Source organism: Microcoleus sp. CAWBG58 (assembly GCF_020883045.1).
In the GTDB taxonomy this organism is placed as follows: Bacteria; Cyanobacteriota; Cyanobacteriia; order Cyanobacteriales; family Microcoleaceae; genus Microcoleus.
In genome coordinates this window covers 26114-41920 of record NZ_JAHRFA010000066.1, presented here as the reverse complement: position 1 = coordinate 41920, position 15807 = coordinate 26114, and the positions used below count along the sequence as shown (strand labels likewise).

At 45.7% G+C, this 15807-nt stretch carries 14 protein-coding genes and 2 pseudogenes; 4 read left to right on the top strand and 12 right to left on the bottom strand.

Annotated elements, in window-relative coordinates; genetic code table 11:
- The 5 genes from QZ918_RS24440 to QZ918_RS24420 all read right to left on the bottom strand — a co-directional run.
- The coding region (locus tag QZ918_RS24440; RefSeq protein ID WP_293339337.1) for a S1 family peptidase at window positions 1-759 on the bottom strand (759 nt) is incomplete at its 3' end.
- 111 nt (window positions 760-870) lie between these two features.
- Window positions 871-1656, bottom strand: coding sequence for a S1 family peptidase (locus tag QZ918_RS24435; protein WP_293147339.1), 786 nt, complete (start codon window positions 1654-1656; stop codon window positions 871-873).
- A 31-nt stretch (window positions 1657-1687) separates the two neighbouring features.
- The gene (locus QZ918_RS24430; RefSeq protein WP_293339334.1) at window positions 1688-2251 is read right to left on the bottom strand and encodes a COP23 domain-containing protein; all 564 of its coding nucleotides are present in this window, start codon (window positions 2249-2251) and stop codon (window positions 1688-1690) included.
- Between the two features lie 179 nt (window positions 2252-2430).
- A complete protein-coding gene (locus QZ918_RS24425; RefSeq protein WP_293339331.1) occupies window positions 2431-2559 on the bottom strand; it encodes a hypothetical protein in 129 nt (42 codons plus the stop codon).
- Window positions 2560-2725: 166 nt separating this feature from the next.
- On the bottom strand, window positions 2726-4012 hold the full coding sequence (locus tag QZ918_RS24420) for a Glu/Leu/Phe/Val family dehydrogenase (protein ID WP_293339328.1): 1287 nt from the start codon (window positions 4010-4012) through the stop codon (window positions 2726-2728).
- Window positions 4013-4553: 541 nt separating this feature from the next.
- Here QZ918_RS24420 and QZ918_RS24415 point away from each other — a divergent pair.
- Window positions 4554-5165, top strand: a complete 612-nt coding sequence (locus tag QZ918_RS24415) for a DUF4126 domain-containing protein (protein ID WP_293339346.1) — start codon at window positions 4554-4556, stop codon at window positions 5163-5165.
- Window positions 5166-5599: 434 nt separating this feature from the next.
- Here the strand turns inward: QZ918_RS24415 and hemH are convergent, their stop codons facing one another.
- A complete protein-coding gene (hemH, locus tag QZ918_RS24410) occupies window positions 5600-6763 on the bottom strand; it encodes a ferrochelatase (protein WP_293339325.1) in 1164 nt (387 codons plus the stop codon).
- 100 nt (window positions 6764-6863) lie between these two features.
- On the opposite strand from hemH, the gene QZ918_RS24405 reads away from it, so the two are divergent.
- Entirely contained in the window at window positions 6864-7505 is a 642-nt protein-coding gene (locus QZ918_RS24405) for a class I SAM-dependent methyltransferase (protein WP_293339322.1), read from the top strand.
- Between the two features lie 104 nt (window positions 7506-7609).
- Here the strand turns inward: QZ918_RS24405 and QZ918_RS24400 are convergent, their stop codons facing one another.
- The 5 genes from QZ918_RS24400 to QZ918_RS24380 form a co-directional block, all read right to left on the bottom strand.
- Window positions 7610-8740, bottom strand: a complete 1131-nt coding sequence (locus tag QZ918_RS24400; protein ID WP_293339319.1) for a hypothetical protein — start codon at window positions 8738-8740, stop codon at window positions 7610-7612.
- A 408-nt stretch (window positions 8741-9148) separates the two neighbouring features.
- Window positions 9149-9850, bottom strand: coding sequence for a GDYXXLXY domain-containing protein (locus QZ918_RS24395; protein WP_293339316.1), 702 nt, complete (start codon window positions 9848-9850; stop codon window positions 9149-9151).
- A 116-nt stretch (window positions 9851-9966) separates the two neighbouring features.
- On the bottom strand, window positions 9967-11367 hold the full coding sequence (locus QZ918_RS24390) for a DUF2157 domain-containing protein (protein WP_293339313.1): 1401 nt from the start codon (window positions 11365-11367) through the stop codon (window positions 9967-9969).
- A gap of 689 nt (window positions 11368-12056) precedes the next feature.
- Window positions 12057-12761, bottom strand: coding sequence for a DUF547 domain-containing protein (locus QZ918_RS24385; protein ID WP_293339310.1), 705 nt, complete (start codon window positions 12759-12761; stop codon window positions 12057-12059).
- A gap of 534 nt (window positions 12762-13295) precedes the next feature.
- A complete protein-coding gene (locus tag QZ918_RS24380; RefSeq protein ID WP_293339307.1) occupies window positions 13296-13685 on the bottom strand; it encodes a pentapeptide repeat-containing protein in 390 nt (129 codons plus the stop codon).
- 129 nt (window positions 13686-13814) lie between these two features.
- On the opposite strand from QZ918_RS24380, the gene QZ918_RS24375 reads away from it, so the two are divergent.
- Window positions 13815-15293: a bifunctional orotidine-5'-phosphate decarboxylase/orotate phosphoribosyltransferase gene (locus tag QZ918_RS24375; RefSeq protein ID WP_293339343.1), complete on the top strand. Its 1479-nt coding sequence runs from the start codon at window positions 13815-13817 to the stop codon at window positions 15291-15293.
- 32 nt (window positions 15294-15325) lie between these two features.
- Here the strand turns inward: QZ918_RS24375 and QZ918_RS24370 are convergent.
- Window positions 15326-15445 (bottom strand): annotated as a pseudogene (locus QZ918_RS24370) (IS110-like element ISStma4 family transposase); the annotation flags it as partial.
- A gap of 74 nt (window positions 15446-15519) precedes the next feature.
- Here QZ918_RS24370 and QZ918_RS24365 point away from each other — a divergent pair.
- Window positions 15520-15798: pseudogene (locus tag QZ918_RS24365) on the top strand (ISAzo13 family transposase); the annotation flags it as partial.
- Window positions 15799-15807 lie beyond the last annotated feature (9 nt).

Sequence of the window (15807 nt, the reverse complement as noted above, 5' to 3'; positions counted from 1 at the left end):
GGCTGGTGCGGGGGCTGGTACGGGTGCTGGTACGGGTGCTGGTGCGGGGGCTGGTACGGGTGGATTCTGGGCTGAGGTCGATCGGGCGTCGCCCCTTATTTGGTTCCGCCTCGCCAGAAATATCTCAAAAGGAACGCCGTAATTCTCTACAGCCTGTTGAAGCCGCACGTCAGCTTTACCGTGAGTTGCTACCACACGGCCGTTGCTGTCGAGAACCGGGCCGCCACTCATACCGGGGAGAGATGCGCCGTCGTAGGATAGTTCGTAACCTTCACGAGAACCGGGTGCTCTACCGTTGACGTTGACAGGGTAAAAGCGGTAGCCGCGTTTGGTATCAAATTGTCCGGGACTGGGATAGCCTGCTACATAAACTGTTGACCCAGGCTGCAAATTTGCAGAGGTCGCAGTTTGAGCGACTCCATAGTTATTTTTGCTTTGGAACTGCAACACTGCTAAATCTGTTCCCGGCACGTTTATGGCTTCGTAGATTTTGTAGCGCATACCGTCGCCAGTTTGAATAAAGCATTCACCAGTAGTTGCTACGACGTGATTGGCAGTAAGGACTGTATAATTTTCACCTTGACGCTCAATGATCGAGCCCGATCCCTGACAGTCGCCAGCGATCATTACCGTAAATTTTTTAGCAATTTCCCCGATTTCGGTTCGTTCTAGTGCTGGTGCTGGCAGAATTTGCACTGAGACGACGATCGCCACCGCCCCTACCAATGTTGTTGGAATTCTGCTATAAAATTTTGTCATAGTCCAATTATTTAGTTTAGTTTCAGGAATATTAGGGCGGGTTTGTATATATTTTCGATCGCTCAAATCGCCACCAAGCCAAAGCACGAAATATCCCGCACTCAATCGCGCCTATTTTTTCACAGAATTGGTTGTCATTTCCAGCCCTGAAGGTGCTAGCTGCTTAAAAGTGTCGATCGGAATTCCCCAACTGTACTTACTCATCTGCTCTCGCAGCGCTGCATTCGGTTCAGTGCCATCTTTATACTGGTATGGGTCTCCCCACAGCGGGTAAGCGTGGACGCCGTTAACCCCCACCACCTCGCCGCGAACATTCAGCAGCGGCCCGCCGCTCATCCCTTTTTCAATCTCATTGGTGTAACCAATTTGATAGCCACCTTCCAAAGCTTTATCTAACACTCGCCAAACTTTGCCAGTTTTGAACACAAATCCTCGGTCTTTTTGACCTTCTTCTGTCAAAGGAAACCCACCTGCAAATACTGCATCCTGAACTTTTGGTACGGCACCCGGCTTAGCAGTGGTATATTCAACGCTGCTAGTAAAGCGCAACAACGCCAAATCATTGCCTTTAAAATTAGCGTCTTTGACAAAGATTGCAGGGTAAATTTTATTATCTGGGGTTTGGATTTGGTAGGGAGCCTTGCCGGCTTTGAGGACGTGTTCGTTTGTCAGTACGGTGTACTGCGAACCCTGCTTGCGAATGGCGATTCCCGTTCCGGCAACTTGTCCAGACGATCGCACCCTAACAGCGATCGACTCAGCGTGTTGCTGCAATTGCTGTTGCGACATTTCGACTGGCATCTGTTTTAAGAAATTTTTGGCACGCGGAAGTTGTGCAGGCAAAATCATTGAGATGCCACTGATACAAGTTGCCAAGATTAGTGAACGCCAATCCATGTTTGTTTAGCTCGCAGTTTCTTTGCTACTTTTACCACAAACGCTCGTTGTCTGGTAGTTCGTTTTCAAACCATTGATTGAGATTGACGTTAGCAAACCCATTTTCGTATGTTACCAGTTGCTTTTCCCCACTCAGGTAAAGCGGCTGCTTGGAGGCGCGGTTGCGGGTGTTAAGCATTTCTTCGAGAATCTGGTTGGCATTGTTGGGCCGGGGTACTGTCAGCACTATTGCTTCAGCACTCGAACAGTTCCCGCTACCTCTGACTCTATCGACGCACAATACTTGTTGACCATTGAAAGTCCCCGCTCTCATGAATCTGAGTTGACCGTTATCGTTAAACCGTTGAAATCTAGCCGATACGTCTTCGCAGCGCCGTTTGGGAGTCCAACCCGAACCGGAAAAAGCTTCATTGTTCCAAACTATCAGCGGTACGGGGCCTTTAGCGGCCGTGCGGACGATTGTTGCTGGTTTGCCTTCGCTAATCCCGCAGAAAAATTGATTTCTCGTTTGAGCTTGGCCCTGCTGGGAAAACACAGCCGATGTACCTACAACGAGCGCCGCCGCGGCGAGTTTGCCAAATAAAGGTTGTCTCATTAGAGTAGCCTATATAGTTTTAATGATTGGAATTTTTTTTACGTTCTCTCCCGTTAAACTCGATCGAGTTCACAGGAGACCCCTTGCCGCACATAGTTTTTAAATCTTGCGACCATTAACATTTTACTTTACATTATCAAGTAATATTAGTCAATCTGCGTCCAGCAAATTTTTGATAATTAGCTGCTAGCTGTTCTGAGCCTCGCCGCAGCCCGCCCCACAATCATCATATTCAATCTATTTTTAAAGTTTGTAGTGCGGACTTCAGTCCGTATGATGCGGACTGAAGTCCGCACGCTCGATCCCATTTTATTGTGGTCAATCAACCGGACATGAGATAACCTATTTTTGTGGAACAGGCTTCTAGCCTATTTTTGTGGAACAGGCTTCTAGCCTATTTTTGTGGAACAGGCTTCTAGCCTATTTTTGTGGAACAGGCTTCTAGCCTGTTCGATCGCACTTCCCAGCATTCCGTCAACCGTTTAAATAATAATCGCGCGTTCCCTTCGCATTCATAGCTTCTCCGAGTCGCTGCAAACCGTACACGTAAGCAGCAGTCCTCATACAAACCGACAATTCCTGAGATTTTGTCCAAATTGCCTCAGTTTCCTCCACCATTTTGTGCTGCAAGCGCTGGTTGACTTCCTCCAGCGTCCAATAAAGCCCGCTGCGATTTTGCACCCACTCAAAATAACTCACCGTCACGCCCCCGGCATTGACTAAAATATCCGGGAACACCTGAATTCCCCGCGCTTCCAAAATCAAATCAGCAGCAGAATCAATCGGCCCGTTCGCTACTTCAAAAATAAACTTAGCCTTGACATCATTGACATTTTGTGCAGTAATTTGATTCTCCAAAGCTGCTGGAACCAGCACGTCTACATCTAAGGCTAAAAGCTGCTCGTTTGTCAAGATTTCGTGTTCGACAATATTGCAAACAGAACCTTCGCAATAAATAGCTTTGATACCTTTGTTAGCTTCTTTGAAACGGCGGATGCTGGGAATATCCAGCCCTTGTTTCGCATAAATTCCCCCTTGGGAATCGCTGACAGCCACAACTTTGTAACCTGCGTTCCAGAGCAATTCTGCTAATTCAGCTCCAGCATTACCAAAACCTTGGACGGCTACCGTTGTCTCCCACGGAGTTCGGTTGAATTTGGGTAGGAGATTTTGAATTACAAAAAAAGCGCCGGTGGCGGTAGCAGTATCTCTGCCCAAACTGCCACCAATTGTTACTGGTTTACCTGTCACAACCGCCGGACTTAGCTGCCGCTTAATAATATTGTATTGATCCATCATCCAACCCATAATCATGGGATTGGTGTAGACATCCGGTGCGGGAATATCGACATCTGGGCCGATGAAATCTGCGATCGCATCTACGTAACCCCGACTCAATCTTTCCAATTCGAGTTTGGATAATTCTTTGGGGTTGACTGTGATTCCGCCCTTTGCTCCCCCAAAGGGTATGTTGAGCACTGCACATTTAAACGTCATCCAAAATGCCAGTGATTGCACTTCATCCAGGGATACTTTCGGGTGGTAGCGCACTCCTCCTTTCGACGGGCCTCTGGTATCGTCGTAGCGCACTCGATAACCTTGAAAAATTCGCAGCTCACCGTTATCCATCCGCACGGGAATTGATACGATTAAACTGGATTTGGGATATTTGAGCCGCTCGCTAGTATCCTCGGAAAGGGATACATATTTTAAGGCTCGTTCTAGTCGGCGGCTGGCATCGGCAAATAATGATTCAGACATAAGAATAGTTGACAGTTGATAGTTGACAGTTGACAGTTAGTAGGGGCGGTGCCCCCGTGCCCGCCCGCGATCTGTTGACAGTTGACAGAAGGAAGAAGCTAGAAGTAAGAGGAAAGACGGGAAAAGGAACGATGAAGAAGGAAGAATGAAGAAGGAAGAAGAAAGACGGAAGACAGGAGAAGGAAGAGGGAAGATAGGAGAATAATTTGCCGGAAAGCTCTGGGTTAGGTGGTATTTTAAATTTAATTATTGTGGCTTAACTGCTGGTTTTTCGATACTTTCTAATTTAATCACAATCCCGGTTTGATTCTGGATAACTGCCTTCTACCTTCTACAATAACTGCGTAAGTGGCTTCTGTCTGATTGTCGATCGACTTTGGGGGGCGCAGTCCCAAGCACCGATTCAGCAAATACAGTTAAAATAGAGGGTGATGTTTAAGCTCGATCGGCAATTTGAGTTCGATCGCTCAAATCACCGCCAGCCACCAAGCGGATTACCGCTTGCTGTGGGGATTCCGACAAAGAAAACTAAATTATTATGATAGTTGGACTCCTAGCCGCGCTCTCTGCGTCTGCGGCGGGGGGTATGAGAATTGCCCTACCGCTGCTGTTGATTGGTTTGTTGCGGATTGACAAGCTTTGGTCGGAAATACCTCTATTGTCTTGCCTTCACCCCCAAGTGGCAATATCCATCTTGGTGAGTTGGTCGCTGTTGGAGGTGTTTGCTTCTAAAACCTTTGCTGGACAGCGGGTGCTGCAAATTGTGCAAATTATTTTTAGTCCTATTGTAGGAGCAATTATGGGAATTGCGATCGCTCAGGTAAGTGCGATCGACGAAATCATTGTTCACCCTGGGATGCTGTGGATTATTGGTATTGTCGGAGGTTTGCTGGCTTTTGTGCTGCAACTGGTACAAGCAGGATGGCTTTACCGACTACAGATTTTACCAATTTGGGTGATTTTGCTGCAAGATGTTCTGTGTATTTCCCTGGTTTTGTTTGCCTTTGACGCTCCGAAAGAGGGTGCGTTAATTGCTATGCTGCTGCTGTGGTTCGCTATTCGCAGTTCTAAGGAGTGGTATCGCTGGTACAGAAGTCAGGGAGTACCGGGCGATGGGGGAAATCCCCGCCGCCACAAACGCAATCCAGATTAATTTTTAGGTATGTAGTTGCGCTTAAGCGCTCTTTCTTATATATATAAGAAAGAGTGATTTCATCGCAATTACGTACCTTTTGTTTGATCTGAATGTTGCGTCTAGGAATCAGTTTATTCTCCAATACAAAAACCTTTCCGGAGCGCTCAAGCGCAACTACCTACCTCGGAGCGCTCAAGCGCAACTACGTACCTTTGAAAGAGCGCCCAAGCGCAACTACGTACCTCGGAGCGCCCAAGCGCAACTACGTACCAAGAGCGCCCAAGCGCAACTACGTACCTTTGATTTAATGGATTTAATCTCCATGCAAAAACCGCCCTCTTGCGGTTTTTAGATGCGCGGGGCGGGTTTTATGTTGAGATTCTTTGTCTGCTGTTGGTTCAGATTGCAGGCTTAATCTGCACCTAAAAATAGATCGCACAACCGATTATTATTTAAAGCAAGCCGATCGAGTGTAGCGGGCCTTGACCCGTAATTAACTCGATCACTAATGCTATAAAACCAATCATTGCTACACGACCGTTCCAGACTTCCGCCCCCGTCGTTAAACCCCACTCCCACTGCTCTTGAGGGTACATTTTAACTTTCTTGGAAGGGCGTATCACATCCGAGAATTTAACGCTCGGAGATTCTATCGACTCGATGACTAAATCTGCCAAGGCTTCAATAAATACCGGATGAGTATTCAATGCAGGGACTCGGTAGAAATTTTCAATCCCCGACTCTTCTGCTAATTCTCGATACTCCATGTCAATTTCTTGCAGAGTCTCGATGTGCTCGGAAACAAAACTAATTGGAACTACCAACAAATCTTGAACTCCACTTTCTGCTAATTCGGTAATCGCTTCTTCGGTGTAAGGCTTGAGCCATTCCACCGGGCCAACCCGACTTTGGTAAGCTAGTGTATGTTCGTTCGATCGATTCAAATGTTCCATAATCAGGCGAGTGCAATCTTGAATCTCGCGCTGATAGGGGTCTCCAGCCTCTTCTACGTAGCTGAGGGGGACGCCGTGGGCGCTGAAAAAGATGTGAACTCGATCGGGATTTGGACTGTTATCTAATTCTTGGGCGATCAATTCCGACATTGCCTGAAGGTAGCCTGGTCGGTGATACCAAGAAGGAATCGCGGTATATTCTATCTGGTTGAGATCTGGATCTTGGTTCCACATTTCTTCTAGCTGTCGGAAGCTAGAACCGCTGGTGCTGATCGAAAATTGAGGATACAATGGCAAGATTGCCAATTGTTCGATACGATCGCGCTTTATTTTGCCGATCGCCTCTTCAGTAAAAGGATGCCAGTAACGCATCCCCACGTATACTCTGGCATCTTGTCCCTTAGACTGCAAAAGTTCTTGCAGCGCCAAGGCTTGTTCTTCGGTAATCCGCCGCAAAGGAGAGCCGCCTCCGATTTGGCGGTAGTTTTCCTGGGATTTTTTAAAACGTAGAGTCGAAATCAACCAGGCGAGCGGTTTCTGCATCCACGGAAACGGAATGCGAATGATTTCCGGGTCAGCGAACAAGTTGAACAGGAAAGGACGGACATCCTCGATTTGATCGGGCCCGCCCAAGTTTAATAGTAATACTCCCACACGACCCATAGCGGTTACAGCTCTCCCATCGTCTCAGTTCTGTTACTTATTTTTATCATATAACTTAATAATATCTTAAGTCGATAGCAAGATATACATAATTTTGAATATGGCAACAATTTTGAGAGATTTAAGTTATAGGTATCAGTGGCTGTACGATGCGATCGCGCGTCTGGCTGCTTTAAGCGTAGGTGGTGAAACTCGTTTTAGGCAGCTAGCCTTGGAAAATGTGACCCTGGGCGCGGAAACTAAGGTTTTAGACCTTTGTTGCGGTAGCGGTCAAACCACGCAATTTCTCGTGCAATATTCCCAGGATGTCACAGGACTTGACGCTTCGCCATTATCGCTGCAACGGGCAAGGAAAAATGTGCCCTCAGCAAATTATGTAGAAGCTTTTGCCGAATCGATGCCTTTTGGCGACAATCATTTTGATTTAGTACACAGCAGCGTTGCGATGCACGAAATGCAGCCGTTACAGTTGAGGCAAATCTTTGAGGAAGTATACCGCGTTCTCAAGCCCGGTGGTGTATTCACTTTGGTAGATTTTCACCGGCCCGCAAATCTGTTATTGTGGCCGGGGTTGGCTGTATTTTTGTGGTTGTTTGAGACTGAAACTGCTTGGCAGTTGATTGAAACTGACTTGCAGAGTTTGTTGGCCCAAGTGGGATTTCAACTCTACAATTCCGAAGGAAGTCAACAACCTAAACTTTATGCTGGCGGCAGTATCCAGGTAATTCAAGTTCAAAAATAGGTATGTTGTTGCGCTTAAGCGCTCTTTCATATATATAAATAAAGAGCGCTTAAGCGCAACTACGTACCTGGATTGAAGGCGACATTTGGGTTTATGAGTAACAACTAAACAAACTTTTTCGCTTCAGTCAAAGCTGCTTCAAACTTAAGCAATACATCCTTTTCTGTGTGAATAACTTTCTCCTGTTCTAGTAGCGGGCGACCAAACCGAAAAATACCATCTTGTTCTACGTGGTCTACAGCAGGAAGCGTTTCGGGATGCGGTAAAAATTTGCGACCAATCGGGTACGGCGTGTGGTAAGAAAAACTAAAATCGGGAAACTTATCGCTCTTAATTTCTAGGTAATAAAGCGAATAATAATCCTTTGTTTCACAGTACACGCATTCCCGGCACTTATTTACCAGTTTCCGGTTTTGATAGAAAAAATCCCACTTATCCCAATAGTAGTCATCTTTCATCATGTCCTGGTGGTCGTCGCACAGTTCGAGATATAATTTGTCAGCACCGGGAGGACGGTAAAAGTAAAGCATAGCGTAGGGCATTTCAATCAGTAATTTGACTGCTTGATTTTTGCGCTCGTACCATGCTTGCTGGTGAATTTCATAAATTTCGTAGACTTCGTTAGATTTAATTGCTTTAAAGCTGTTAAGCTGATTTTCTTTTGCCCACCGCGACGCCCAAACTGTCCAATAAGCTAACTGGAAAGTTGCTGAAATTTCCGCCGAACCTTGTTCTTTCCAGTCGGCAATAATTTTTTCCCACGCTGCACTAAAAGCTCCTCGCGATTGTTCGTTTTGTTCGGAGTTTTCTGTATTGATTGGCTCGGCTGTTGGGCGATGATTTTTAATCAACCCTTTTGGTTCTTTGCGCCAGTTATCAATGTCTGTTGGCGTGAGACTTAAGATGAATCTTCTGTCGTGAACGGGATATTCTAAATGAATTCCAGATTTGCGGAAAGAGCGGTATTCTAGGATCGGGAGTCTGCCTTGTTCGATCCATTGCTGGCGTTCTGCTGCTGAACACTTGAGCATTGCTTCTAATTCTACTGGATCGACGGCTAATTCACTTTTGAAGGTCTCCCAAAATCTTTCTTGTTCGGCTGCATTTGCTTCCAGCACTGATACAATTGTGCTGACTATGCGATCTGTTTGGTCTTGAGAATTGTCGGGAAGTCCTAGGAAGTCGAGGAGTTGGGCTTTGAGTATTCGTCTGGCAGAAATTAGCTCGGCTAACATGAGAAGCTCCAGTAGAGTCTGAACTTGCAACCTTGAATTCGCAAGATTTTTGCAAGTCTTATCTATCTTAATGGATTCTATTGGGTTGTCGGCAATTGAATTGACATCCGATCGCCAATTATAACGGATATTGTCTGGCACAGGTCGATTTTACGGGATTTGGGCTTGAAAGTCGTGAAGCGTAGCTATCGGAATCTTAATCGCCCGCCACTGGGTCAACTCTAAGCAAAAACACTCATATCAAATCCGGCTGTACCGAAATGATTAAACCACAGAGGGCGCAGAGGACACAGAGGGAGAGAATAGAGATGAATCATTCCAATGAAGCACCGGATTTGATATCAAAGCCTGGTTGTAAGGTCGATTCACGCTCGGGATAGCTACGCCGCGTGCTTGTGACAAAACCGGCTAAAATCGATAATTGCGATCGCGCACCCACAAACTCACAGGCACAGCATGGCCTGTTTTGTCAACCTTGACTTCTACGACAAAAGACTGTCGCTGCTTCCGTTGAGCTTCGCTAATCTCGTCATTGACTTTTTCCCTTTCATTCTCGGGCATATAATAAGTTTCCAAGCCGTATTCCATCTGGGAACCGTTATATTTGCCTTGAATGGCGATTTGATTGGCGGGTAAATTTGGGGGATTGTTCAGACTGACGCGCGTGGGCTTCCAAGGTTGGGGGCGGGCGGAATTTGTCGCGGCTGTTGGCGCTTCTAAGATTACATAAAAACTGATATTTGGGTTGACACGGTATATTTGTTTTTCGCAGACAACTCCGCGCGGACAAGGTAGTTTCTCTAGTTTTCCTGGTAAATCTTTCCAGCCGGGGAGCTTTTCGAGATTTGTGCGATCGGAAATATCATAACTCAAAACTTGGTAATATCCGCGCAAAAAGTCGTAGGGGTCTACCGGTGCAGTTTGCAAGACAACTGTTTTGCCAGTAACAAAAGTGTAAACTGCTGGAGCCGGTACTGCGGCAATCAGTCCAATTTGTAGAATCAATGGAGCCCACATCCGCCACCCGGGAAGCCGTTTTGCAGCCGGGGGAAGGGTGAAGGATGGGGGCTGAATTAAAGTGTTGGTTGTTTCTGAGTTTTCGGTATTCATATTAGGATTTGGGAATTTGTGATTAATTGGTACGTTGTTGGGCTTTAGCCCTCTTGAGACGTATAGACAAAGAGGGCTAAAGCCCAACAACATACCTAGAAACAACTATCTGACTCCTACTCATCGATTTTAGCGAAGTGTTTCTCGAACCACAAGCCTGCTGCAATTACGCCAATGCCGCACAATACAAATACAAAAGATTTGAGCAACAATTCTGTATTGTATTCAAAGACTCGACTGATAATTTGCAAAGTTATAAAGACCATTCCTCCCCAAAAACTCTGACGGTTTCCTAAAGCTAAACCTTCTCGGATTAAGCCGACTGCGAGCAGAAAGGATAAAACATTAAACAGAAAAGTTGCTAATTGAGGAATCGGAGTAAAAGTGAGGTGAAAAAACGGTATGAAAGCGCTGGCGAGAATGAAAACGCCGATCGCACCTGTAGTCAAATCCGCTCCTTTTCGCGGGCGGCGGCCTATCTCCAAACGTCCCAAATGCAGCCACTCAAACACTGCTAAACCACCCAAAACAGCGACATTTGCCAACAAAACCCAATCAGGCCCGGTTTGCCTGGGTGTCGGCGAATATTGCCAAAACCAGTGGAAAGACAGAAAGTAAAACAGGCCGGCGAAATACAGCAGTGCTAAACTGCGGGCGGTAGGTTGAAACAGCCTGCTGTGTACCTTCGGCCATATCCCATCGTCGTATCCCCACAGCAAGGCGGGCGCTAAACCACAAAATATTGCTGCACCCCAGCCGCCATCTGCTGCTTGGGCAATCGAAACTTGTAACGAGAAAATTATGGCGATCGCACCTATAGTAAAAATAACACGCGATCGACACCAATAAGCCAACGGCACAAACATCAAACTCCCAGCGATTGGCATTTGTCGCACCAAAACTTCCAGCCAAGAAAACTCAACTTTAGAAGACCAATCTAACACCGCCAGCCAATAGCCGAAACCGATTAAAAGCGCGGACAAAACACCCAACGAAGTCAAGCGCAAACTGTAAGCCATTCCTAACACTCCGATTCCCCAAACTAAAAAAAGTCCGTAGGAAGAACCGCCAACGTGGAACATTTGCGCCATCAGCGCCATATTTGCTCCTAAAATCAGAGCACCTAAGAGTAACAATCCTTCACCGAGAAGCTTGTTTCGCCCTTTTGTGGCAGGTAAAATACTTTGATTTAAGTTTTTGTTTTGGGATGGGGGAATGCGCCACAAATAGAAACCTGCGACATTGACTGCAACGAAAACGCTTAGCAGCAGTGCCACTCTCACTTCGCGCGACCAAACTTGCCAGTTGGCTGCTACAAATGTTATAACTCCTATGCCTAGAAGTATGCTGCCCAAACCGATGAGAATGCTCAGAAATTGGTTGCGGGAACTGGTTTCGATAATGTGGAATTGATATCGTTCCGAAAGTTGTTGGTAGAAAGATTTATCGATGAGTCCTTCTGCTTCCCAGAGTTTGGCTTCTGCACGCAACTCGCGCCGAAATTTATCTGAAATCATTTTCAATATTCCAGAGTGTTTTAACTGTGATTGTTACAATAATGTCACTTGTCGCTCGATTGTCGGTGGATGTTGGGACACCTGCTCAAGTTGCACAGGAGTGTTTGAAGACAGTAAACTTGAATTGCCTAAATTGTTAATAGATAGAGTAACCGCAGATGTGAGGCAGATAAACACGGATAAACGCGGATATTTTCAAGATAGTTTGCAATTTTTGCAATTCCAGTCTATTATTGATTTATAGTGATTTTCAAACGTATTGCTAGTGCGATCGAATTTATGTTTGATGCGCCTCGCCAAAGCCGGACACAGAAAAGCCGTTTCCCTACAAATTATCGCCTGTAATTTAGATATCGGGAAAAATCTCTGGCGTTGCTAATTTACTTACGGTATGAACGACTCAATAAGAAAAAACGAAACAAGCGAGTCAGTCAAGATATAGCCTTTCTCAAAAAGATGAGGTATAACTGACAGCTCGATAACCGCTTAAACTAAAAGGGCTCTCTTCCCAACAACGTCCGCGAATCTTTGTGAGAACCGCTATAGCTGAATTTTTAAGTTACTCATTTTCATACCCTGATTAAGCAACACCAAATCCCTTAAAGTTATAGCGGTTCTCAAGCGTGGTGAGCAATTTCCAATGCCCAATGCCCAATGCCCATGAGTACCTCATATTTTTGAGAGTGGTTCTAAACTTGATTTAAGTTCCAATCATAGGGCAAAAAAACGATCGCCCATTCATCGCTTACACCCACCTCCGGCCCCAAATAACCGCCCACATAGGCAGCTACCGAACCCGCATTCTTGACAAAATCCTCGCCGTACCACTCAAAAATCTTGCTCAAATAAAGCGTCTTTTTCCCAGCATCGTACCGCACTTTATCGGGATTCTTGATAAAACTATTCGCATCCGTCTCCAGTTGAGTTCGCACAGACTCGGGGAAGTAAGCACCGCGGCGCAACAACGGACATCCGACGGAAGCGCAAACTAAGGCAAAATGAATGCGCGCTTCGGCAAACTCCGGGCGCAAAATTGCGTGTTCGATTTGATTGAGACTGTACTTTTTGCCACCAATAATTGAATTTGAACGGGTGAAGAATTCCAGAAAACCCAGCCAGTTGGGGATTCCTAAAATTTTGGGACGGATGGACGCGATCGGGTATACTTCGATTACTTGGGAAATTGCGATCGCATTGTACGCATTCAGCCACAGCGCCAACCGCGCATCCGCATCCGTCATAGCAGCTAAATCTACATCTGCCAAAGTTCCCAGCCAATTGCTCAAAACCTCCGCCCCTTCAGCTTTCCAGCGTCGGTAATTGACGCGGCCGAAATCGTCAACGTAGCGTTTTAGCAACTCGTCCCAAGTCGAAAAGTCGATCGAATTTATCATTAAGTAGAAGGAAGTTCGGCAACGGATTTTGTAACGGATGTAACGGATGTAACGGATTTCATGAAGAAGGAAAAAGACATACACAGAAAGCTTTTTAGCTATCCGTATTTCACGTTTAGTTAGATAGATTTACCAGAAAGAATTGGTTGAAAGCCGGAACTCTTTGAGGGAGAAATTAAAATCAGACTATTCATTACTCCAATCCTGTTTGTTTGAGGTAGAGGTCGCTTTCAAACTATCAACTGTCCCAGGTCAACTGTCAACTGTCCCAGGTCAACTGTCAACTGTTGAATTACTGTCCGCATTCTAAAGCCGACATTGCTTTAGGTTCGGGTTTTATTTATTGTACGCTTATTTTATTTTAACTCTTGTGCGGTAGCCTTCGACGCTGCCGAAAAGTTAAATTCAAGTGTATAGCCTTTCTCAAATAAGTGAGGTATGCCCGATGCCCTCTTTGCCCCATGCCCTATGCCCAATGCCCATGCCCATGCCCTATGAGCACCTCATGTTACACCAGAAAGGCTATACAACAGCTTATTTAACCCTACCGTCAACCCAAGTAGCCCCTTTAAGCTTAGCATTTTCCAAATTCGCCCCCGTCAAATCGGCTCCGGTTAAATTTGCCTCAGTCAAATCAGCACCTGCTAAATTAGCTTGCCGCAAAGAAGCTCCGCTGAGTGAAGCCCCGCTCAAATTTGCCCCAGCTAAATTCGCTTCTCTGAGATTTGATCCTCTCAAATCTGCCCCTTGCAAATCGGCATTTGCTAAACTCGCTTGCTGGAGGGGAATGCTTCTCAAATCGCATCCCGGACATTGGTTAGTTTGCCGCAACTGGTTTATTTGTTGGGGGTTTGCTGCAATCACCACTGTAGCCATCCCAAATATCAGTCCAAATGAAATCGCTCCTAAAGTTACAGATTTCATAGTGTTTACCTTCTACAATTATAAAAGATTCTTAATTTAAACTTCAACGGGGAGCGGTTTATTCCGGCACAACACCAATCCCACTTTCCGATGGAAATTTGTAATTTTTCGTTACCAAACAAAGCAACTATGAGCGATCGCACAAATTTTTTTGATAAACTGTTAGCTGCTGTTGAAATAAATCAAAGCCTGCTTTATTTAGCCCTCGATCCCAACCCGGAAACCTTGCCAGCACTGGTTTCTATGACTGTTGAGGAAACTCAAAGTTTTGTCGCTGATTTGTTGAAAAGGCTCAAAAGTGCGATCGACCAAACAGCCGATTTAATCTGTGCCTGCAAAATCACCCTCGGTTTTTATCAATCTCTCGGCATTCCCGGCTGGCAACTGCTGCAACAAATATTAACAATTATTCCAGAGCACCTGCCAGTAATTTTAGATGCCAAACACAGCGATTTAAACACCAGCGCGGTGTTTGCCAAAACCGTATTTCAAGACTGGCAATTTGACGCTATTACCTTAAGTCCCTACGCGGGAATCGATGAAGTAGCGCCTTTTTTATTATATCCCGGAAAAACAGTCTTTGTCCTCTGTGCCACGGGCAACCCGTCGGCCGCCGAATTGCAAGAATATCCGACAGCAGAAAACCCTTTCTACTTGCAATTAGTCCGAGTATCTCAGACTTGGGGAACTCCCGAACAACTGGGTTTAGCTGTAGGAGTAATGCCGGATATGTTGGCGCGAATCCGCCAAGCTGCTCCCGAACGCCTGATTTTAGTTGAAGGAGACATCGCCGGACAAAATCACTTGACAGAAGAAAACGACCTCGCGCAACTGCTGGCGGCCGGTTTAAGCAAGAATGGTGAGGGTTTATTGCTGCCAGTCCCCCCAAGTTTGTTTGCCGGGAAAGAGCCACGCCGAGAAATTGAGAAATTACGGGATAATATTAACAAAGAGAGGCTGCGCGCGATCGAAGGAAGTCCGACTTGCGAATTGTGGCTACCGGATGTTTGCTTTTTGCAACCAGAACCCAACCGCGATTTAATCTTGCAACTTTATGACATTGGCTGCGTAGTTTTTGGCGACCACGTACAAGCATCGGGCGCTGTATTTCCATATTATATAGATCTGCGTAAGATCATCTCAATTCCGCAAATTTTCCACCAAATAGTTAGCGCCTACGCAGACATTCTCAAAGACTTAAAATTCGATCGCATTGCGGGCATTCCCTACGGTTCTTTACCTACAGCAACGGGTTTAGCATTGCGGATGGAACGCCCGATGATTTTCCCGCGCAAGGAAGTGAAAACCTACGGTGCGGGTAAGTTAATTGAGGGGCATTTTCAGCCTGGAGAAACGATTGTCGTAGTCGATGATATTTTGATTAGCGGTAAAAGCGTGATGGAAGGTGCGGGGAAGTTAAAATCTGTGGGGTTGAATGTGGAAGATATTGTGGTTTTGATCGACCACGAACAGGGAGTGAAAGATAAATTGCAGGCTAACGGTTATCGCGCACATTCTGTGCTAGCACTTTCGGAGATAGCTGAGATTTTGTATCAAGCAAATCGCATTGATACCGAGCAATTTAATATGTTGACAGCGGAAGGTTGAATCCCAATTCCTGTAGATACTGTCTTGAGCTGTCAAGGGGTAGCAAGTAAATAATTGGGGTCGAAAGGCTTTTGGGACTTTAAAATACCAAAAGCCAAATGCACCAATTTCCGCATCAAAGCACCAATCACCTGCATTTTGACCTTGCCACGACCCAATAAGGGAACACCACAGAATGATTGATCCTATAATGACCAAAAGATAATTTCAGTGTGCAGCCTATCTTATGTCTCTAAAATCTATAATGAAACTGACCGAACACGCCAAATCTCTTTACATCGAAACAGCTAAAAAACTTAAGGGGACAGACAGACGACAATTCATGGCATCGGTAGTCAAAGATTTAGGAATAGGTGGACAAACGTTAGTAGAACAGGAGTTAGGATGGAACAGACGCACCATTCGTAAAGGGATGAAAGAGTTGAAAAGTGGTGAGCCAATTGTCGATGGTTTCAATCGCAGTGGACGAAAGCGGATTGAAACAAAATTACCCAACTTATTGAAACAATACTTC